The following is a 17889-nucleotide window of genomic DNA, read 5'->3' on the forward strand; positions in this document are numbered from 1 at the left end:
GGACGCGGCACAAACCCGGCCATGCACGGCCCGACTATATTGCTGCTCGGCGGCACCAGTGAAGCCAGCCAGATGGCAAGGGCGCTGGCCGAGTCCGGGCTGCGCGCGGTTTTCTCCTATGCCGGCCGCACCGAGGCGCCGAAGCCGCAGCCGCTCCCCACCCGCATTGGCGGTTTTGGCGGGGCGGCGGGGCTGGCGGATTATTTGCGCGCCCAGGCCATCACGCATCTGATCGACGCCACCCACCCGTTCGCCGCGCAAATGAGCCGCAACGCCATCGCGGCCTGCGCGGCAGCCGGGGTGAAGCTGATCGCCCTGGAACGCCCGGCCTGGCAGGCTGAGCACAGCGATGACTGGCAGAGCCTCGCCACGCTGGAAGAGGCCGCCGCCGCGCTGCCGGAACGCCCCGCGCGTGTGTTCCTGGCCATCGGCAAACAAAATCTCGATCTTTTCGCCGCCCGCCAGGACCATTTCTATCTGCTCCGGCTGGTGGATGCGCCGGTTGCGCCCTTGCCCTTCCGGGACGCGGCCCACGTGATTGATCGTGGCCCGTTCAGCCTGGAAAATGATCTGGCGCTGCTGCGCGCCCATCGCATCACCCATCTCGTCGCCAAGAATGCCGGCGGGATCGGCGCGTCCGCCAAGCTGGGCGCGGCGCGGGCGCTGGGGGTGAAGATATTGATGGTCGAACGCCCGGCGCTGCCGGCGCGCCGCATTGTGCAAAGCCCGGAGGCGGTGCTGGCCTGGCTCGCTCATGGCGCCGAACGCGGGGTATAGACGAAGCGGCCCACGCGCCTCGTCTGGCTGTTGCCGAGCAGCACGATGGTGCGCATATCGGCCATTTCCGGCGTCGCCTCGGCGAGCGTCACCACGCTGATCCGCTCCTGCGGCGTGCTCACCGCGCGGGCGAAAATCACCAGCCGCTCCGGTTCGCATTCCTCCCGCAGCACCGAAAGCGCCCGGCCAAACCCCTCGGGGCGGGATTTCGAGCGCGGATTATAGAAGCCCATGGCGAAATCCGCCTGGGCCGCCAGACGCAGGCGCTTTTCGATCACCGGCCAGGGTTTCAGATTATCGGAGAGATTGATCGCGCAGAAATCATGCCCCAGCGGCGCGCCGGCCTTGGCGGCGGCGGCGAGCATGGCGGTGATGCCGGGCAGCACCCGGATGTCCAGCTCCGCCCAGCCCGGCTCTTCCGCCAGCACCTCGAACACAGCCGCCGCCATCGCGAACACACCGGGATCACCGGAGGAGACGATCACCACCTTGCCCCCCGCCTGCGTCCGGCGCAGCGCGTGGCGGGCCCGGTCCAGCTCCGCGCGGTTGTCGGACGGGTGCAGGGCCAGCCCTGGGCGCGGGGCGATGCGCGCGACGTAAGGGATATAGCCCAGTACATCGCTGGCCTGCGCCAGCGCGGCGCTCACCTCGGGGGTGATCAGCGCGTCATCCCCCGGCCCCAGCCCGGCAATGGCCAGCCAGCCGCTCATGCCCGGTTGCGCCCGCCATGGGCGAGCACGATCGCGAAATAGGGGCAGTCCCCCTCCTTCATCTCCGCCACCCGCACGATGCGCTGCTGCGCGCTGGTGCCGTGCGCGACCAGCACCGCCTGCTCCAGCCGTCCGGCCTGTGCCAAAGCCGCGCGGATTTTCGGCAAATTGCGGCCGGTTTTCATCACCACGAAGGCATCGCTCTCGTCCATCCGCCGCGCCAGCTCGGCTTGGGGCAGCGTGCCGGGGAGGATGGTGAGAATGTCATTGCCCCAGGTGATCGGCGTGCCGGTGGCGGTCCAGCAGCCGGACATGCCGGTGATGCCGGGGATCACCTCGATCTCCACCTTGCCTTGCAGCCGCACATGCAGATGCATGAAGGAGCCATAGAAAAACGGATCGCCCTCGCAGAGCACGACGATGTCGCGATCCTGCGCCAGCACCTCCAGCCGCGCCGCCCAATCCTCGTAAAACCCGTGCAGGGCGGCGATGTATTCGGGGCTGTCGGCGGGCAGCTCGGTGGTGACGGGATATTCCATCGCATATTCCACGCAGCCCGGGGCCAGCAGGCCCTGCACGATGCGCCGGGCCTGGCCGGGCCGCCCGGCCTTGCGGAAATAGGCGATATAGGCTGCCCCTTGCACCGCGCGGGCAGCGCGCAGGCTCATCAAATCCGGATCGCCCGGCCCCAGCCCGGCGCAGATGATCTTGCCCATGATTATTCCGCCGTGCTGGCGATGGCGTTGACCGCCGCCACCGTGACTGCCGAGCCGCCCAGCCGCCCGGCGACAGACAGCGCCGGGCAGGGCGGGGCGGCCATCAACGCCGCCTTGGATTCGGCGGCGCCGACGAAGCCGACCGGGCAGCCGATGATCGCCGCCGGGCGCGGGCAGGATGGGTCTTCCAGCATGTTAAGCAGGTGGAACAGAGCCGTCGGCGCATTGCCGATCGCCACCACCGCCCCGGCCAGATCCGGCCGCCAGAGTTCGAGCGCCGCGGCGCTGCGGGTATTGCCCATCTGCTTCGCCAGCTCTGGCACGCTTGGGTCGTGCAGGGTGCAGATGATGCGGTTCTTGGCGGGCAAACGCGGGCGGGTGATGCCCTCGCTGACCATGCGCGCATCGCAGAGAATCGGCGCGCCCTGGGCCAATGCCGCCCGCGCCGCCTCGACCATGCCGGGGGTAAACGCCACATGCGCCTCCAGCCCGACCAGCCCCAGCGCATGGATCATCCGCACCACCACGCCTTCCTCGGCGGGGGAGAAACGGGCGAGATCCGCCTCCGCCCGGATGGTGGCGAAGGAGTGGCGGTAGATGGCGGCGCCATCGGTTTCATAGAGATGCGGCATTACGGCCTTCCAAAGACCCGCCGGGGGTGGCTGAGCAGCGCCGCCGGGTCAAGCCCTGGGCCGTCATTCAGGTGAAACCCGTCAGGGGCAGCGATGAGGGTGACATCACACCGGCCCGGATGCGCGCAAAGCTTGCCGCAGCCCGAGACATGCAGGGTCTTGCCCGGCGGCAGATGCGCGGCGAGCGCGGTTGCCAGAGCGCGGGTGGGGGCGAAGCCCTCGGCACAGCCTGGCGCGCCGGTGCAGGCGAAGGTGCGCTGTAAGGGATCCTCCGCGCCGATCAGCCCCGGCAAAGCGGGCAAGCCAGTGAGCCCCGGCAGATAGAGGGCGCGCCAGGGGGTGAGTCGCAGCTCTGTGCCCAGCCCGGCCAGAGCGGCGAGGCTCTCTACCGGCAGCTCGCCAAAGGCAAAGCTGGCGAGAGGGGGCGTTTGGCCCGCGCGCGCGGCGGGGCCGGCGTTCAGCCCTGGCGGCAGGGTGCCGGTGCGGATCAGCCCGCGCATCCGCCCGCGCCCGCCTGGCGCGCCGCCCTGGGCCAGAAACCAGTCCGCCAATTTCCTTATGGCCGGAATCGCGGTCTGCGCCGTCACCGATTCGCCCCGCATTGCGCCATCAGCCCGCACCAGCAGCCCGCCGGCAGCGTCACGCTCCAGCCGGATGTCGGCGGAGATCTCGGCCAGCACGGGGGCTGGGCCGGTATCGAGGGCGAAGCCGAACTTGCCCGGCAGGGCGGGGAAGTTGGGCAAGGCGGCGGTCAGCGCTTCGGCCAGTTCCAGCGTGCCGTCGCCCTCTGCCCAGAACGGGGTGAGCAGCATGTTGCGCGCCTGCTCCTGGGCGGCGTCCGCATCCAGCAGACCCAGCGCGTCCAGACCCGCCATGATGGTTTCGTAGCGCTGCGATTTCACCCCGCGCCATTGCAGATTGGCCCGCGAGGTCAGTGCCAGATGGCTCTGCCCCTCAGCTTGCGCCAGCGCCGCCAAACCCTGCGCCTGCGCCGCCGTCAGCCGGCCCAGCTTCGGGCGGATGCGCAGGATCAACCCGTCCGCCGCCTGCATCGGCCGATGCGCGCCGGGGCACCAGCCTTTCACCTGCCCGCTCATAAGGACGCCAGGATTTCGTTATTGCGCGTCGCCCATAGCCCGGCCTCGCGCAGACGGGAAAAGACATCGCGCAGCCGCGCCAGGGCGGCGGGGTTTTGCGCTTGCAGAAACGCCACCACCTCCGGCTCGCCCAGCGTCGCGGCGAAATAGAGATCGAACAGATGTCCCGGCACGTCGCGGGTGAGGTTGGCGAAGGCGGCCAGATGGTCGAGGGTCGCCGCCAGCTCCGCCCCGCCGCGAAAGCCGTGGCGCCGCATCCCCGCCACCCAGGCCGGGTTGGCGGCACGGGCGCGCACCACCCGGGCGATCTCCTCGCCGAGCAGCCGGGCGCGCGGGGCTTCGGGGTTCGTGCTGTCCAGATGATAAAGCGGCGGCGCGTTCAGCCCCATCTGCGCCAAGGCGGCGACGATGCCGCCTTCCTGGGCCGCGTAATCGGCGGCGAGCAGCAGATCCGTCTCCGGCAGGTCCTGGGCGTGTACGAAGCCATCCGTGCCCGCCAGGCGGGCGCGCAGCGCCTCAGGCGTTTCCTGGGCGACGCCATCCGTGCCGATCGACCAGCTCGCCCCTGCCAGCCAGGCTTCCCCGGCGGCGGCGCGGGCTTCGTCGGTGAAGATGGTCGGGGCCTCGCCCATCTGCAGCCCGTACTGGCCGGGGCGCGGGGCGAAGATGCGCGGTGCCTGGGCGATATAGGGGTTTTCGCCTGGGGCCTCTTCGCGCGCGGCCAGTGCCTGCGCCCCGGCGGCGAAGAGCTGGGCGAGGTGGGAGAACACATCCCGGAACAGGCCGGAGAGGCGCAGCGTCACATCGATGCGCGGGCGGCCCAGCAGCGCCGGGGGCAAAATCTCAAAGCCGGAGACCCGGCCGCTTTCCTCCCAAAGCGGGGCGAGGCCGGCCAGATGCAGCGCCATGGCGAATTCCTCGCCGGCGGTGCGCATGGTGGCCGAGCCCCAGAGATCCACCAGCAGGCTGTTCGGCCAGTCCCCTTGCTCCTGCAGATGCCGGCGCAGGATTTCCTCGGCCAGCTTCACCCCTTGCGCATGGGCGGCGCGGGTGGGCACGGCGCGCGGGTCCAGCGCGAACATATTGCGCCCGGTGGGCAGCACATCCGCCCGGCCGCGGGCCGGCGAGCCGGAGGGGCCGGGCGCCACCCGGGCCCCGGCCAGGGCGGCCAGCAGCCCGGCGCGCTCCTGCGCCCCGCAGCCGCCAGTGCCGAACACATGCAGCCCCTCACCAAAGCGGCTTTCTTTCAGGTCGCAGACAAACCGGTCGATCCGGGTGATCGCCTCGGCCAGCGCGGCATCCTCGGCCAGGCCGAGATCGCGCTCCACCCCGCGCGCCTGGGCTTCGCTGCGGATGGCGGTGATCAGCCTGGCGCGCCGGGCCGGGTCCAGCCCTTCGGCGGTGGCGTATTCATCGAGCAGCGTCTCCAGCCGGGCGAGATGTTCCGGCACCAGAGCCTGCGCCAGAGGCGGGGGCAGATGCCCGAGTGTGACCGCGCCGATACGCCGCTTCGCCTGTGCCGCCTCGCCAGGGTCGTTGACGATGAACGGGTAGATGATCGGAAGTGCGCCGGTCAGCGCCTCCGGCCAGCATTCATCCGAGAGCGCGACACTTTTGCCCGGCAGCCATTCCAGCGTGCCATGCGCGCCGAGATGGAGCAGTGCGTCGATGTTCTGGGCGCGCAGCCAGAGATAGAAGGCGACGTAGGAATGGCAGGGGATGGCGGAAAGGTCGTGATATTCATTCTCGCGCCCTTGCGGACGGCCACGCTCGGGTTGCAGGGCGATCAGCACGCTGCCTGATTGCACCACGGGAAAATGAAAATCGCCGTTTTTCGCCAGCGCGTCATCCTCCGGCGCGCCCCAGCATTTGTCCAGCGCGGTTTGCAATGATGCAGGCAGCGTCTGCAACGCTTCTTTATAGGCCGCCAGGGGCCAGCTTATGCTGCTGGTTTTGAGTTGCTGGGGCAGGTCCGCCAGCGGCGCGGTATAATATCCGGCTTCCTGCAAAATCCCGAGGATTTCATTGGCACTTTGCAGCGCGTCCAGCCCCACCGCATGCGCCATCTGGTCCGGCCGGCCGGGATAGGTGGAGAGGATCAGCGCGAACAGGCCGGTTTGGGGGATGGAGCTGCCAAGCTGCACCCAGCTTGCCACCCGCGCGGCGGCGGCTTTGAGGCGGGCCGCTTCCGGCTGATGCAGCATCCGGGCGAATTGCAATTCCTCGTCATAGACACTGGCGGCTTTGAAACTGACCACGCCGAGGAAGATGCGCCCGTCAATCTCCGGCAGTGCGACATGCATGGCGAGATCAGCGGGCGAGAGGCCGCGTGCCGAGGCCGCCCAATCCTCCCGCCTGGCGGTGGAGAGTGCCACCTGGAACACCGGCACGCCCGGGCCGTCCAGCGCCGTGGCGCCATCCTCGCCGGCCGCCGAAAAGGCGGTGGCGTTGACGATGGCGGCGGGGCGGCAGGCGGCCAGATGCGCGGCGACGAAGCGTGCCGCCTGCGGCGCTTTCAGCGAGGGCACGAAGATGCCGTAGGCGTCGAAGCCTTCGGCTTCCAGCGCCGCGATCATCCCATCCACCGCCGCCATATCCCCTGCGGCGAGATAGGAGCGGTAGAACAGCACCGGCACGCGCGGCAGGCCGCCCGGCGCGATTTCCGGTATGATGCCGGTTGCGGGGTGATAGAGCCCATGCGCCGGCAAAGGCGGGGGCGGTGGGGCATCCTGCGCATCCAGCCCGGCTTCCTGGCCCAGCAGCGCCAGCGCGCCGAGCGCGGCTTCCGGCCCGCCGGCCTCGCATAGCCGGCCCAACGCGGCCAGGGTTTCGGCCGAGACTGTGGAACAGTCTGTGAGTGTCGCATCCGGCCGGCCATCGCCGGGCAGCACCGCCAGCTTCAGGCCGGTGCGCGTTGCCAGATCCCGCAGCCCTTCCAGCCCGTAAGCCCAATAGCCCTCGCCGCCGATCAGCCGCACCAGCACGGCTTTCGCGCTGGCCAGGGTATTTTCCAGATACACATCCACCGAAACCGGGTGGCGCAGCCGGGCCAGATTGGCCAGGCGCAGCCGGGGCAGGCGTAGGCCCCGCGCCCGCGCCCCGCGCCAGCCCGCCGCGAAGGCGCCCAGATCACTGTCCGAGAAGGAGAGCACCGCGATCTCAGCCGGCGACTGCCCGAGATCCTGCGGGGTCTCCGCCTCTTCCAGCCCGTGGCTTTCGCGGAAGACGATATGCATGGCGGCGCGTTATGCCCCCAGAGCGGCGCGCAATTTCGCCTCGCGCAGATCGCCGCGCTCGGCGATCACCACCAGCCGCGAGGCGCGGGGCGCGTCGCCCCAGGGCTGATCAAACTGGCAACGCACCCGGGCGCCCACCGCCTGCACCAGCAGGCGTAGCGGCTTGCCCTTGATCGCGACATGCCCCTTCATCCGCAAAATCTTCTGCGCGCGGGCCAGCGCTTCGATGTTCGCCAGCAGCGGGGCAGCGTCCTCCTGCTCGGGCAGATCGATGATGATGGTGGAGAAATCATCATGCTCATGCGCGGCCTGGCCGTCATGATGGGAGGGGCGCTGGGCGACATCATCCTCCGCCTTCGCGTCAAGGCCCAGCAGGATTTTGGCGTCGATGATGCCGTCGGTGATGGGGAGCATCGGCACCGGACGCGGCAGGGTTTTCGTCACCATCGCGCGGGCGGCTTCGATTTTTTCCGCACCCGCCAGATCGGCCTTGGAGAGCAGGATCAGATCGGCGCAGGCCATCTGGTCGCCGAACACTTCCGAGAGCGGGGTGTCATGGGTGCGGCCATTGCGGCCTTCATCCGGGGCGAACTGCCCGGCGGCGACGCTCTCCGCATCCGCCATCGCCACCACCCCGTCGACGGTGACGCGCGAGCGGATGGCCGGCCAGTCGAAGGCTTTCAAGAGCGGCTTGGGCAAAGCCAGGCCCGAGGTTTCGATGAGGATATGGTCGGGCTTTTTCTCCAGCGCCAGCAGCTTTTCCATGGTCGGGATGAATTCATCCGCCACGGTGCAGCAGATGCAGCCATTGGCCAGCTCCAGAATCGCCTCTTCCGGGCAGTTCTCATCCGCGCAGCCGCGCAAGATCTCGCCATCGACCCCCATGGCGCCGAACTCATTCACCAGCACCGCCAGGCGCTTGCCGCCCGGGTTGGCGAGGAGATGGCGGATCAGCGTGGTCTTGCCGGCGCCGAGAAAGCCGGTGACGATGGTGACGGGGATTTTGGCCAAATCACGGTTCAAAATTTCGCTCATGTCGTGGTCTCCGGGGCGGGCAGGCGGGCGATGACGTTTTTGCGGAACAGAGAGGGCCGCTCGCGCCAGGGCACGATGCCATCCGGCGTGGCGGCGAAGGCGGCGGCGTAATCCAGGATCAGCGCTGCATCGTCCTCGGTGACCGGGCCATAGAGATAGGACCAGCGATCCGGCCCGGAGAGGGCGATGGTGGGGCCGAATTTACAGGCGGAGAGACATTCCACCGGCTTTATGGTGACGCCCTCAGGCACCGCCAGCGCGCCGATGGCCGCCCCCATCCGCGCCCCGGCGCAAGGTTCGCCATCGACCAATGGCTGGCCGGCCCGGCAGGTGGTGCAGACATGCAGAATAACGCCCATGCAACCCTCAAAGCTGCGGCGGGGCGATGGCATAGGGACGCGCGCAAGCGCAAATCACCTGCCGCGGCACACCCCGTCCGCTCGTGAAACATCCGTGCTGGCAGGTCTCCCGGCTTGCGGATAGGGGTTTGGGCAAACCCTGCGGGGTGCAGCCTTCCCAGCTTGCGCCAGTGGCTTCGCATCCCTCTCCGGTCACGGTCGCGGGGGCGGCTGCGCTTCGGGGGTGAGCCCTATCGCATTCCCTTTTGGCCTGACATAAGAAGCTGTTTTGAGGAGCCTCCCGGCCAGGCACCAGTACGATCCCCCGCAAAAGGCCGCAGTTGGGGGGCAGAGTCAAGGAGAGAAGCCATGTCCCTCACCCCCGAAGACGCCACCCGCCATGCCGAGAAGATGGCGCGGATCAAGGCGGCGCGGGCGAAAATGATGGCGGGCAAGACTGGGGAAAAGGGGCTGATCATCGTCCATACCGGGCCGGGCAAGGGCAAATCCTCCTCCGGATTCGGCATGGTGCTGCGCTGTATCGCGCACGGGATGCCCTGCGCGGTGGTGCAATTCATCAAAGGGGCGTGGGATACCGGGGAGCGGCGGCTGCTGACCACGCATTTTGCCGGGCTCTGCCAGTTTTACGCGATGGGCGAGGGGTTCACCTGGGAGACGCAGGATAAGGCGCGGGACATCGCGGCGGCCAAGGCGGGGTGGGTGAAGGCCAAGGCGCTGATATTGGATGAGCGCATCAGGCTGGTGCTGCTGGATGAGATCAATATCGCGCTGCGCTATGGCTATCTGGATGCGGATGAGGTGGTGGAATTTCTGCTGACCCAGAAGCCGGCGATGACCCATGTGGTGCTGACCGGGCGCAATGCGCCGCCAGGGCTGATCGAGGCGGCGGATCTGGTCAGCGAGATCGCGGCGGTGAAGCATCCCTTTAAAGAGGGAATCAAGGCGCAGAAGGGCGTGGAATTTTAGAGTTCCTTCCCAAATCCGCGATGCCGGCCGGCTGGCGGCGCTTTGCTGCGCGCCGGTGCTCACGTACTTAACGTACGCTCCGCTCCGGTGCTCGCAAAACACCACCATCCGGCTCGGCCTGGCGAATTTTGAAAGGAACTCATGATGGTGGCGGTGATGCTGCAGGGCACCGGCTCGAATGTCGGAAAGTCGCTGCTGGTGGCGGGGCTGTGCCGGGCGGTGCGGCGGCGGGGGCTCAGCGTGGCGCCGTTCAAGCCGCAGAACATGTCCAACAATGCCGCCGTGACGGCGGATGGCGGCGAGATCGGCCGGGCGCAGGCGCTGCAGGCCCTGGCCTGCGGGCTTGCGCCGCATACGGACATGAACCCGGTGCTGCTGAAGCCGGAATCCGAAAGCGGGTCGCAGATCATCGTGCAGGGCCAGCGCGTGGCGACGCTGAAGGCGCGCGATTACGGGGCCTATAAACCGACGCTGATGCCGGCGGTGCTGGAGAGTTTCGCGCGGCTGCGGGCAGCTTATGATGTGGTGATCGTCGAAGGGGCGGGCAGCCCGGCGGAGGTTAATCTGCGGGCGGGCGACATCGCCAATATGGGTTTTGCCCAGGCGGCGCGGGTGCCGGTGGTGCTGGTGGGGGATATCGACCGGGGTGGGGTGATCGCGCAGCTGGTCGGCACCCAGGCGGTGCTGGCGCCGGAGGATGCGGCGTTGGTGAAGGGGTTTATCGTCAATAAATTCCGGGGCGATCCGCGATTGTTCGATTCTGGTTATGAATTCATCCAATACCATACCGGCTGGCGCGGGTTTGGGGTGGTGCCGTGGTTTTCGAACGCTGCGATTCTGCCGGGCGAGGATGCGCAGGATCTGCGCCGCGCGCGGCCGGTGGCGGCGGGGGTGGGGGCGGTGAAGATTGCCTGCCTGGCGCTCTCGCGGATTGCGAATTTCGACGATCTCGATCCGCTGCGGGCCGAGCCGGGGGTGGAGCTGGTGCTGGTGGAGCCGGGCCAGGCGATCCCTGGCGATGCGGCGCTGGTGATCATTCCGGGGAGCAAATCCACGCGCGGGGATCTGGCGTTTTTGCGGGCGCAGGGCTGGGAGATTGATCTGGCGGCGCATCGCCGGCGGGGCGGGCGGATTCTGGGGCTGTGCGGCGGCTATCAGATGCTGGGCGAGGAGATTGCCGATCCGGACGGGTTGGAGGGGCCGGCGGGGGCGATGCCGGGGCTGGGGCTGTTGGAGGTCTCCACGGTGATGGATGCGCGCAAGCAGCTCGGGCTGGTGCGGGCGGAGCATGTGGCCAGCGGGCTGGCGGTGGAGGGGTATGAAATCCATCTCGGCCGCAGCGCGGGGGCGGATTGTGCGCGGCCGTTCGCAAGGATCGCGGGGCGGCCGGAGGGGGCGGTTTCAGCGGATGGGCTGGTGATGGGCAGCTATCTGCATGGGCTGTTTCAGGCGGATGGGTTCAGGACAGCGTTTCTGCGCGGGCTGGGGGCGCCGGTTGCCGAGCGGGACCATGGCGCCGCGGTGGAGGGGGCTTTGGATGGGCTGGCGGCGCATCTGGAGACGCATCTGGACGTAGCCGGGCTGCTGGGTCTGCCCGGGGCCTGAAGTCGCAAAAGTTTTTGGGGTGCAGCCCTTTTTTCAAAAAGGGCTGCAAAATCTTTGGGGGCGTTGGCAATGTCGTTGCCAACGCCCCCAACGTTTCCGCCCCTTTTTTGTAAAAAAGGGGCGGCCCCAAAAAACTTTTTACTGCCCGACGCTGATCTGCGCGCGGGCTTCGCCCATCGGGTATTTGGCGGTGTGCAGATTCACATAGGTCTGGCCGGCGAGCAGCGCCTTGGTGGTGGCATCGTTCGCGGTCAGGGTGCCGTGCATCCCGGTATGGTAGGGGCCGGGGATCGGCAGCAGCACGCCGGCACTCTGGCCGGTGGCGGCGGGGCCGTGGAAATGCGCGGCTTTCACCGGGCCGCTGAGGCCGTGATAGGTGATCTTGTAGGTCAGCTTGCGGGTGACGGTGTCGAAGCTGCCGGTGACATGCCCGGTCGGCTGGCTGGTGGCGCTGCCTTCGGCGGCGAACTGGCCGGAGATGGACACGGTTTTCGCCTGGGCCAGCGGGGCGGCGGCGAGCAGAAGGGCGGCGGCGCCGGCGAGGCTGGCGCGAGAGGGCATGAACATGGGACTGGTCTCCTGGATTATCGGCGGCGGAACACCGCGGGACATATATAAGCAGGAGATTGCGGTGTTTTAACGGGTCTCCCAGAGGGTCGGCGCATTTTGTTGCCACTCCGCGCGGTGCAGCAGAGGGGTGTCGTCCATGAAGGCGGGATGGCCGAGGCAGAGATAGCCGGCGAACTCCCAATGGGCGGGGACGGCGAAGAGCCGTTCGATCACCGAAGGCGCCAGGATGGAGACCGCGCCGAGGCCGAGATTTTCCGCCCGCGCCGCCAGCCAGAGGGCGAAAATCGCCATCGCCGTGGATTGCTGCAAGGTGAGTTCCATGGTGGCGCGGCCGAGGCGATGGCCGGCTTGCGGGTCGGTCTCGGTGAAGACCGCGAGCTGCACCGGGGCGGCGTCCAGCCCGGCGAGTTTCAGTCTGCCATAGGCCTGCGCCTGCTCACCTTCATAGCTGGCGGCGGCGTTGTGATTGCAGCGGGTGAATTCGGCGCGCACGGCGGCGCGCAGGGCCGGGTCTTCCACCCGGATCACCCGCCAGGGGCGGGCATTGCCGACGGAGGGGGCGTGGTCCATCGCCGCGCGCAGCCGGGCCAGAACATCCTCCGGCACCGGGTCGGGGCGGAAATGCCGGACATCGCGGCGCCAGAGCATGATGCGCTCCAGAATTGCCGAATCTTGGGCCGTGAACTCCATCAGCCGCGCAAAGCCGCTGCGAGCCGCGCCCATTCGGCCGCATTGCCGGGCATGCCGAGGCGGATCCAGCGCTCGGAATAAGGGAAGATGCGCGACCAGATATGGGCGTGCGCCAGCTTCGCCTGGGCGTCCTGGGCGCTTGGCGTGTCGTAGAGCCGGAACAGGCAGGTGCCGCCGACGACGCGCCAGCCGGCTTCGGCGGCCAACTCGTCCATGCGGGGAATTTCCGCCAGCAGCCGGGCAATGGTGGCGGTTGCCCAGGCTTTGTCGGCCAGGGCCAAGGCGCCCAGCTCCAAAGCCGGGCCGCAGACCGGCCAGGGGCCGGCGAGCTGGGAGAGGGTGGCGATGTCCGCCTCGCTGCCCAAGGCGAAGCCGAGCCGCATGCCGGCCAGGCCGTAGAATTTACCGAAGGAGCGCAGCACCACCAGACCGTCGCGCCCGGCCTGCGGGGCGAGGGAGTTTGCCGGGTAGGGATCGCCGAAACTTTCATCCACCACCAGCCGCCCGACCTTGGGCAGCAGCGCCAGCAGGGCGGCGGGCTCGTAATGCCGGCCATCCGGGTTGTTGGGGTTCACCACCACGGCGAGGTCGGCCCCTGCGGTGTCTTCCGCGGTGGCGGCTTCCACCACCTGCCAGCCCAGAGCGCGCAGCGCCGCCGCATGCTCATTATAGGTGGGGGACATGATTTTCGCGGTGCCGGGTTTGGAGAGCAGCGGCATCAGCTGGATGGCCGCCTGCGCCCCGGCCAAAGGCAGTACCGCGCCCTTGGTGTTGAAGGCCGCGCGCGCGGCTTCGATGAGGGTCGCGGTGGCGCTGGCGGTGGGCAGGGCGGTCCAGGCCGCTGGGCTGATCGCCGGGACCGGGTAGGGGACGCGGTTGATGCCGGTGGAGAGGTCGATCCAGTCTGCTTTCGTGCCGCCATACTGGCCGACCGCCCAATCCAGATTGCCGCCATGGTCGCGTTTCATTTCATCCTCCCTAGCGCAATATATGTTGGGCGTGGCGCGGTGCGCCCCGCCCAACATATGAAATTGCGCGCCAAAACAAGTCTTAGCGCATCAAGCCGAGGGCCTGAGGCGCTAAGACAGCGCTGAGCCCCAGCAGGGCCGCCGCCAAGATCAGCGCCCGCCGGTAGAGGGCGAGGGCCGCGTAGATATCTTCCGGGCCCGGGTCGCGGCCATTGGCGTTGATCCAGGGTTCGTTCGCCGCCTCGTTGCCGTAAATGCGGGGGCCGGACAAGCGCAGCCCCAGCGCCCCTGCCATCGCCGCCTCCGGCCAGCCGCCATTGGGGGAGCGGTGATGGCGTGCGTCGTTGCTTGTGACGATCCAGGCGGCGGCGCGGTTGGGGGCGGTGATGATGAAGAGCAGGGCGGTGAGGCGGGCGGGGAGGAGATTGGCGAGATCATCGATGCGCGCCGAGGCCCAGCCGAAGGCCTCATAGCGCGGGGTGCGGTGGCCGAGCATGGAATCGAGCGTGTTGATCGCTTTGTAAGCCGCGATGCCGGGCAGGCCGAACAAAGCGCCCCAGAATAGCGGCGCGATGATGCCGTCCGAGCTATTTTCCGCCAGGCTCTCCAGGGCAGCGCGGGCGATGCCGCGGGCATTCAGCCGCTCCGGGTCGCGCCCGACGATCATCGAGACGGCCTGGCGCGCGGCGGGAAGGTCCTGCGCGGCGAGCGGTTTGGCGACGCGGGCGACATGCTCATGCAGCGAGCGGGCGGCGAGCAGCGGCCAGGCGAGGAGCGCGGTGAGCAGCGTGCCGGAGAGCGCCTGCAGCGCCACGCCGAAGAAGATGGCGATGGCGATGACCAGCAGCGCGGTGGCGACACCTTTCAGCCGGCGGGCCGGGCCCTGGTTGAGCCGCGCCTCCAGCGCTGAGATCAGTGCCCCGCACCAGGTGACCGGGTGGCCGATGGCGCGGAACACTGCATCCGGCCAGCCGATGGCGGCATCCAGCCCCAGCGCCAACGCCATCGCGAGGGGATGCAGGGTCATGACGCCAGGTCCAGATTGGTGCAGGTGATGGCGAAATTGCCACCCGGCAGGGCCTCCAGCACGGTGAGGGAGAAGGGGGCGATGGCAAAGGCGAGGCCTTGCGGGATGTCGCCCAATGCCAGGCCGAGCGCGGCGCGGATGATGCCGGCATGGGTGAAAATGAGCGTGTCCTGGGTGAGGGCCAGCAGCGCCGGACGGGCGCGGGCGGCGAGCTCCAGGAAGGATTCGCCGCCGGGCGGGCAGTGCGCGGCAAGCGCCGCACGGGGCAGGGGGCCGAGATCCGGCAGCGCGGCCAGAGGCTGGCCGTCCCAGGCGCCGAAATCTTGCTCCTGCAGGCGGGGCTCCAGCTGCGGGGCGCGGCCAGGGAACAGCGCGCCGGCGGTCTGGGTGCAGCGTTGCAGCGGGCTGGAGATCAGCGCCGCGTCAGGCGCGAGGGCGGCCAGACGCGCCTGGGCGCGGGCGATCGAGTCGGGGCCGGGCAGGGTGGCGGGCAGGTCCGTGCGCCCGGCGAGCAGGGCGGGTGTGGTGATGGCGGTGTGGCGGATCAGCAGCAGGCGCGGCATGGACTGGCGTGTCGCAGGGGTGGGCGGGCTTTTCAAGTCTGGCATTTGGTGTTTGGGATTTCAGCCATGATCCTACTCGTCACTGGCGGGGCGCGCTCCGGCAAGAGCCTGTACGCCGAAACCCGCATCCGGGACTGCGCCGGCACGCCGGTTTACATCGCCACCGCCCAGCCCTTCGATGCGGAGATGGCGGCGCGGATCGCGGCGCATAAGGCACGGCGCGGGCCGGGCTGGCTGGATGTGGAGGCGCCGCTGGAACTGCCCCAGGCGCTGCAAGCGGCGCCGGCCGGGCCGGTGCTGGTGGATTGCCTGACGCTGTGGCTCTCCAATCTGATGTTCGCCGAGCGGGATATCGAGGCGCAGACGGAGGCGCTATGCGCGGCGCTGGCGGCGCGCGGCGGTGAGATCGCGCTGGTGACCAATGAGGTGGGGCAGGGCATCGTGCCCGAGAATGCGCTGGCGCGGCGGTTTCGCGATGCGCAGGGGCGGCTGAACCAGCGCGTGGCGCAGGCGGCCGACGAGGTGCGGCTGGCGGTGTGTGGCTATACGCTGCGGGTGAAGTAAGCTTTTCCGGACCGGTTTTTGAAGTTGATTGGATGATGATGTCGCACGCTCTGTTTCCCGCTGGCTCCTTTGCTGAATTGCGCGCCCGTCTGGCGGCGTTGCCGCGTTATGACGAGGCCGCCGCCGCCGCCGCGCTGGCCCATCAGAACAGCCTGCTCAAGCCGCCCGGCGCGCTGGGGCGGCTGGAGGAGGTGGCGATTTTCCTGGCCGGATGGCGCGGCACCGCGCGGCCGCGGATTGGCAAGGCACAGGCTGTGGTGTTCGCGGGGAATCATGGCGTGTGCGCGCAGGGGGTGAATCCGTATCCGCAGGAGGTCACCGTGCAGATGGTGGCGACGTTCCAGGCGGGCGGGGCGGCGATCAACCAGCTTTGCCGGGCCGCCGGGGCGGATTTGTCGGTGGTGGCGCTGGAGCTGGAGCGCCCGACCGGGGATTTCACCCAAGGGGAGGCGATGAGCGAGGCCGAAGTGCTGGCGGCGATGGCGCAAGGCGCGGACGCGGTGAATGCGCAAGCGGATATTCTGCTGCTGGGCGAGATGGGAATCGGCAATTCCACCGTGGCGGCGGCGCTGGCGGCGTCTTGCTTCGGCGGGGTGGCGCAGGATTGGGCGGGGCCGGGTACGGGGTCGGACCATGCCGGGATGGGCCGCAAGATCAGCGCGATCGAGGCCGGGCTGGCGCGGCACCAGGGGGCGCGCGGGCTGGCCGCGCTGGTGGCGTTTGGCGGGCGCGAGCAGGCGGCGATCTGCGGGGCGATTTTGCAGGCGCGGGCGTTGCGGATACCCGTGCTGCTGGATGGCTTCATCTGCACCGCGGCGGCCGGGGTGCTGGAGGCGGAGGCCAAGGGCGCGCTGGATCATTGTCTGGCCGGGCATGTCGGCGCGGAGCCGGGGCATCGGCGCTTGCTGGCGGCGTTGGGCAAAGAGCCGCTGCTGGCGCTGGGGATGCGGCTGGGCGAGGGCAGCGGGGCGGCGGTGGCGCTCAGCGTCGTGCGCGCGGCGCTTGAGGCGCATAATGGCATGTCCACCTTCGCCGAGGCCGGTGTCTCCGACGCATGAGGCCGCCCGCCCGCCTGGATGAGCTGCGGCTGGCCTTCATGCTGCTGAGCCGGTTGCCGATGGGAACATTGGCGCGGGCACCTGCGCTTTCGGACTGTGTTTGGGCTTATCCGCTGGTGGGCGCGGTGGTCGGCGGGCTGGCGGGGCTGGTGTTTGCGTTGGCGGCGCGGCTGGGGCTGCCGCCGCTGGCGGGGGCGCTGCTGGCGCTGGCCGCCGGCGCGCTGCTCACCGGGGCGATGCATGAGGATGGGCTGGCGGATCTGGCCGATGGCTTTGGCGGCGGTGCGACGCGCGCTGCCAAGCTGGAGATCATGCGCGACAGCCGGATCGGCAGTTATGGCGTGCTGGCGCTGATTTTGGCGCTGGGGATGAAGGCGGCCTGTCTGGCCGCTTTGCCGCCGGCCGGGGCCTGGTTGAGCCTGGCCGGTTTGGGGGCGTTGAGCCGTGCTGCGCTGCCGATGGTGATGCTGGCTTTGCCAAGCGCGCGCGAAAGCGGGCTGGGCCAGGCGGCAGGCGGGGCGTTGCGGCGCGGCCCGGCGCTGGCCGGGCTGGTGCTGGGCTTGCTGCTGGCGGGGCTCTGCGCGCTGCCGCATCTGGGCGCGGTGGTGCTGGCGATGGCGCTGGTGAGTGCCGGGATAGGGGCGTTGGCGCGTCAGCAAATTGGCGGCTTCACCGGGGACGTGCTGGGAGCGGTGCAAAATCTGGCGGAATTGGCCGGGTTTTGCGTGCTGGTGGGGCGGTTTTAAGGCTTTTTGAGCTATGCATAAAACGCATAACTATTCTGCTGCGGTGCAAAAAACGTGGCTTTCGAAAGGTTAACCCGTAGCAATCCCAGGGAAGGCCTGGATTTTACCCTTGATGACGAGACGATGAAGGTGCGTTGACAGTTGCGGTGTGTCGGCGTTAGAAGCCCCTCCACCGACGGGCGCTGCGGACTTGATCTGAGGCGCTTGGACGGGTAGATTGGATGGCCTTGCTACGAACCTTTTGGTTCGCAGGTTGAGATTTTCCTCTCTAGCTCTTTGACAATTGCATAGGCTGGGAAGGGATACGCTGGTGGCGTTTCTGGTTCGGGGTTTACTCCGAGCTGCTGGGTGATTTGTTTCATCTGGGTGATGATATGAGGGACGGGTTAAGTTCTGTTTTTACCTCTGTCGTTTTGGAAGCGTGGCTGGAGTATTTCTTTTGAAATTACGTACAGAAACGCTTCGAATATTCTTGGTCTTAGGACTGAGGAACGACATGTTTGAGCAGGGCTTTTTTCATTTATATTTAGTGCCGGTTAGGCGCTGGGTAGGATGAACTTGAGAGTTTGA

18 protein-coding genes and 1 riboswitch are annotated in these 17889 nt (G+C 68.4%); of the genes, 6 read left to right on the forward strand and 12 right to left on the reverse strand.

The annotated features are described in order from the left end of the window. Positions 1–21: 21 nt before the first annotated feature. Positions 22–777: a cobalt-precorrin-6A reductase gene (locus tag T331_RS0110215; RefSeq protein ID WP_026439942.1), complete on the forward strand. Its 756-nt coding sequence runs from the start codon at positions 22–24 to the stop codon at positions 775–777. Here the strand turns inward: T331_RS0110215 and cobJ are convergent. From cobJ to T331_RS0110250, 7 genes are read right to left on the reverse strand one after another with little or no spacing between them, the layout of a single operon-like run. Beyond that, positions 753–1487 (reverse strand): precorrin-3B C(17)-methyltransferase, encoded by a 735-nt coding sequence (gene cobJ / locus T331_RS0110220; protein ID WP_026439943.1) that lies wholly within the window; start codon positions 1485–1487, stop codon positions 753–755. The two genes, T331_RS0110215 and cobJ, sit on opposite strands and share 25 nt — an antisense overlap. Continuing rightward, positions 1484–2203 carry a precorrin-2 C(20)-methyltransferase gene (locus T331_RS0110225; protein WP_026439944.1) on the reverse strand — a complete coding sequence of 240 codons (720 nt, stop codon included), beginning with the start codon at positions 2201–2203 and terminating at the stop codon, positions 1484–1486. Before T331_RS0110225 ends, cobJ begins: the two co-directional genes overlap by 4 nt. A 2-nt stretch (positions 2204–2205) precedes the next feature. Next, complete coding sequence (locus T331_RS0110230) at positions 2206–2835, reverse strand: precorrin-8X methylmutase (protein ID WP_026439945.1); 630 nt, start codon at positions 2833–2835, stop codon at positions 2206–2208. After that, positions 2835–3932 carry a hypothetical protein gene (locus T331_RS0110235; protein ID WP_026439946.1) on the reverse strand — a complete coding sequence of 366 codons (1098 nt, stop codon included), beginning with the start codon at positions 3930–3932 and terminating at the stop codon, positions 2835–2837. The genes T331_RS0110230 and T331_RS0110235 overlap by 1 nt, the downstream gene beginning before the upstream one ends. Beyond that, positions 3929–7168 (reverse strand): cobaltochelatase subunit CobN, encoded by a 3240-nt coding sequence (gene cobN / locus T331_RS0110240; protein ID WP_026439947.1) that lies wholly within the window; start codon positions 7166–7168, stop codon positions 3929–3931. The genes T331_RS0110235 and cobN overlap by 4 nt, the downstream gene beginning before the upstream one ends. Positions 7169–7177: 9 nt before the next feature. Continuing rightward, positions 7178–8203: a cobalamin biosynthesis protein CobW gene (gene cobW, locus T331_RS0110245; RefSeq protein WP_035179815.1), complete on the reverse strand. Its 1026-nt coding sequence runs from the start codon at positions 8201–8203 to the stop codon at positions 7178–7180. Continuing rightward, positions 8200–8562 (reverse strand): DUF1636 family protein, encoded by a 363-nt coding sequence (locus T331_RS0110250; RefSeq protein WP_026439949.1) that lies wholly within the window; start codon positions 8560–8562, stop codon positions 8200–8202. Before T331_RS0110250 ends, cobW begins: the two co-directional genes overlap by 4 nt. A gap of 82 nt (positions 8563–8644) precedes the next feature. Next, positions 8645–8873, reverse strand: a riboswitch (cobalamin riboswitch). A 37-nt stretch (positions 8874–8910) separates the two neighbouring features. On the opposite strand from T331_RS0110250, the gene cobO reads away from it, so the two are divergent. Next, positions 8911–9528 (forward strand): cob(I)yrinic acid a,c-diamide adenosyltransferase, encoded by a 618-nt coding sequence (cobO, locus tag T331_RS0110255; protein ID WP_026439950.1) that lies wholly within the window; start codon positions 8911–8913, stop codon positions 9526–9528. Positions 9529–9672: 144 nt separating this feature from the next. Then, on the forward strand, positions 9673–11133 hold the full coding sequence (locus T331_RS0110260) for a cobyric acid synthase (RefSeq protein WP_026439951.1): 1461 nt from the start codon (positions 9673–9675) through the stop codon (positions 11131–11133). A 138-nt stretch (positions 11134–11271) separates the two neighbouring features. On the opposite strand, the gene T331_RS0110265 is transcribed toward T331_RS0110260, so the two are convergent. From T331_RS0110265 to T331_RS0110285, 5 genes are all read right to left on the reverse strand, one after another. Beyond that, entirely contained in the window at positions 11272–11700 is a 429-nt protein-coding gene (locus tag T331_RS0110265) for a CHRD domain-containing protein (protein WP_026439952.1), read from the reverse strand. 69 nt (positions 11701–11769) lie between these two features. Next, positions 11770–12393 carry a 5,6-dimethylbenzimidazole synthase gene (gene bluB, locus T331_RS0110270; RefSeq protein WP_035179902.1) on the reverse strand — a complete coding sequence of 208 codons (624 nt, stop codon included), beginning with the start codon at positions 12391–12393 and terminating at the stop codon, positions 11770–11772. After that, positions 12393–13361, reverse strand: coding sequence for a threonine-phosphate decarboxylase CobD (cobD, locus tag T331_RS0110275; protein ID WP_026439954.1), 969 nt, complete (start codon positions 13359–13361; stop codon positions 12393–12395). Before cobD ends, bluB begins: the two co-directional genes overlap by 1 nt. Before the next feature lie 82 nt (positions 13362–13443). Then, positions 13444–14388: an adenosylcobinamide-phosphate synthase CbiB gene (gene cbiB, locus T331_RS0110280; protein ID WP_026439955.1), complete on the reverse strand. Its 945-nt coding sequence runs from the start codon at positions 14386–14388 to the stop codon at positions 13444–13446. Beyond that, positions 14385–14987, reverse strand: coding sequence for a histidine phosphatase family protein (locus tag T331_RS0110285; protein WP_211248707.1), 603 nt, complete (start codon positions 14985–14987; stop codon positions 14385–14387). The genes cbiB and T331_RS0110285 overlap by 4 nt, the downstream gene beginning before the upstream one ends. Before the next feature lie 30 nt (positions 14988–15017). Between T331_RS0110285 and cobU the strand changes: the two genes are divergently transcribed. The 3 genes from cobU to T331_RS0110300 are packed head-to-tail and all read left to right on the forward strand — an operon-like array spanning position 15018 to position 17319. Beyond that, on the forward strand, positions 15018–15515 hold the full coding sequence (gene cobU / locus T331_RS0110290) for a bifunctional adenosylcobinamide kinase/adenosylcobinamide-phosphate guanylyltransferase (protein WP_026439957.1): 498 nt from the start codon (positions 15018–15020) through the stop codon (positions 15513–15515). A 35-nt stretch (positions 15516–15550) separates the two neighbouring features. After that, positions 15551–16573 (forward strand): nicotinate-nucleotide--dimethylbenzimidazole phosphoribosyltransferase, encoded by a 1023-nt coding sequence (gene cobT / locus T331_RS0110295; RefSeq protein WP_026439958.1) that lies wholly within the window; start codon positions 15551–15553, stop codon positions 16571–16573. Then, positions 16570–17319 carry an adenosylcobinamide-GDP ribazoletransferase gene (locus tag T331_RS0110300; RefSeq protein ID WP_026439959.1) on the forward strand — a complete coding sequence of 250 codons (750 nt, stop codon included), beginning with the start codon at positions 16570–16572 and terminating at the stop codon, positions 17317–17319. The genes cobT and T331_RS0110300 overlap by 4 nt, the downstream gene beginning before the upstream one ends. Positions 17320–17889 lie beyond the last annotated feature (570 nt).

Origin of the sequence: Acidocella facilis ATCC 35904, assembly GCF_000687875.1 — a bacterium.
Classification (GTDB): domain Bacteria; phylum Pseudomonadota; class Alphaproteobacteria; order Acetobacterales; family Acetobacteraceae; genus Acidocella; species Acidocella facilis.

What these genes read in the sequence shown, in the direction of transcription:
- T331_RS0110215 (WP_026439942.1), top strand. Translation starts at nt 22, where the DNA reads ATGCACGGCCCGACTATATTGCTGCTCGGCGGCACCAGTGAAGCCAGC.
- cobJ (WP_026439943.1), bottom strand. Translation starts at nt 1,487, where the DNA reads ATGAGCGGCTGGCTGGCCATTGCCGGGCTGGGGCCGGGGGATGACGCG.
- T331_RS0110225 (WP_026439944.1), bottom strand. Translation starts at nt 2,203, where the DNA reads ATGGGCAAGATCATCTGCGCCGGGCTGGGGCCGGGCGATCCGGATTTG.
- T331_RS0110230 (WP_026439945.1), bottom strand. Translation starts at nt 2,835, where the DNA reads ATGCCGCATCTCTATGAAACCGATGGCGCCGCCATCTACCGCCACTCC.
- T331_RS0110235 (WP_026439946.1), bottom strand. Translation starts at nt 3,932, where the DNA reads ATGAGCGGGCAGGTGAAAGGCTGGTGCCCCGGCGCGCATCGGCCGATG.
- cobN (WP_026439947.1), bottom strand. Translation starts at nt 7,168, where the DNA reads ATGCATATCGTCTTCCGCGAAAGCCACGGGCTGGAAGAGGCGGAGACC.
- cobW (WP_035179815.1), bottom strand. Translation starts at nt 8,203, where the DNA reads ATGAGCGAAATTTTGAACCGTGATTTGGCCAAAATCCCCGTCACCATC.
- T331_RS0110250 (WP_026439949.1), bottom strand. Translation starts at nt 8,562, where the DNA reads ATGGGCGTTATTCTGCATGTCTGCACCACCTGCCGGGCCGGCCAGCCA.
- cobO (WP_026439950.1), top strand. Translation starts at nt 8,911, where the DNA reads ATGTCCCTCACCCCCGAAGACGCCACCCGCCATGCCGAGAAGATGGCG.
- T331_RS0110260 (WP_026439951.1), top strand. Translation starts at nt 9,673, where the DNA reads ATGGTGGCGGTGATGCTGCAGGGCACCGGCTCGAATGTCGGAAAGTCG.
- T331_RS0110265 (WP_026439952.1), bottom strand. Translation starts at nt 11,700, where the DNA reads ATGTTCATGCCCTCTCGCGCCAGCCTCGCCGGCGCCGCCGCCCTTCTG.
- bluB (WP_035179902.1), bottom strand. Translation starts at nt 12,393, where the DNA reads ATGGAGTTCACGGCCCAAGATTCGGCAATTCTGGAGCGCATCATGCTC.
- cobD (WP_026439954.1), bottom strand. Translation starts at nt 13,361, where the DNA reads ATGAAACGCGACCATGGCGGCAATCTGGATTGGGCGGTCGGCCAGTAT.
- cbiB (WP_026439955.1), bottom strand. Translation starts at nt 14,388, where the DNA reads ATGACCCTGCATCCCCTCGCGATGGCGTTGGCGCTGGGGCTGGATGCC.
- cobU (WP_026439957.1), top strand. Translation starts at nt 15,018, where the DNA reads ATGATCCTACTCGTCACTGGCGGGGCGCGCTCCGGCAAGAGCCTGTAC.
- cobT (WP_026439958.1), top strand. Translation starts at nt 15,551, where the DNA reads ATGATGTCGCACGCTCTGTTTCCCGCTGGCTCCTTTGCTGAATTGCGC.
- T331_RS0110300 (WP_026439959.1), top strand. Translation starts at nt 16,570, where the DNA reads ATGAGGCCGCCCGCCCGCCTGGATGAGCTGCGGCTGGCCTTCATGCTG.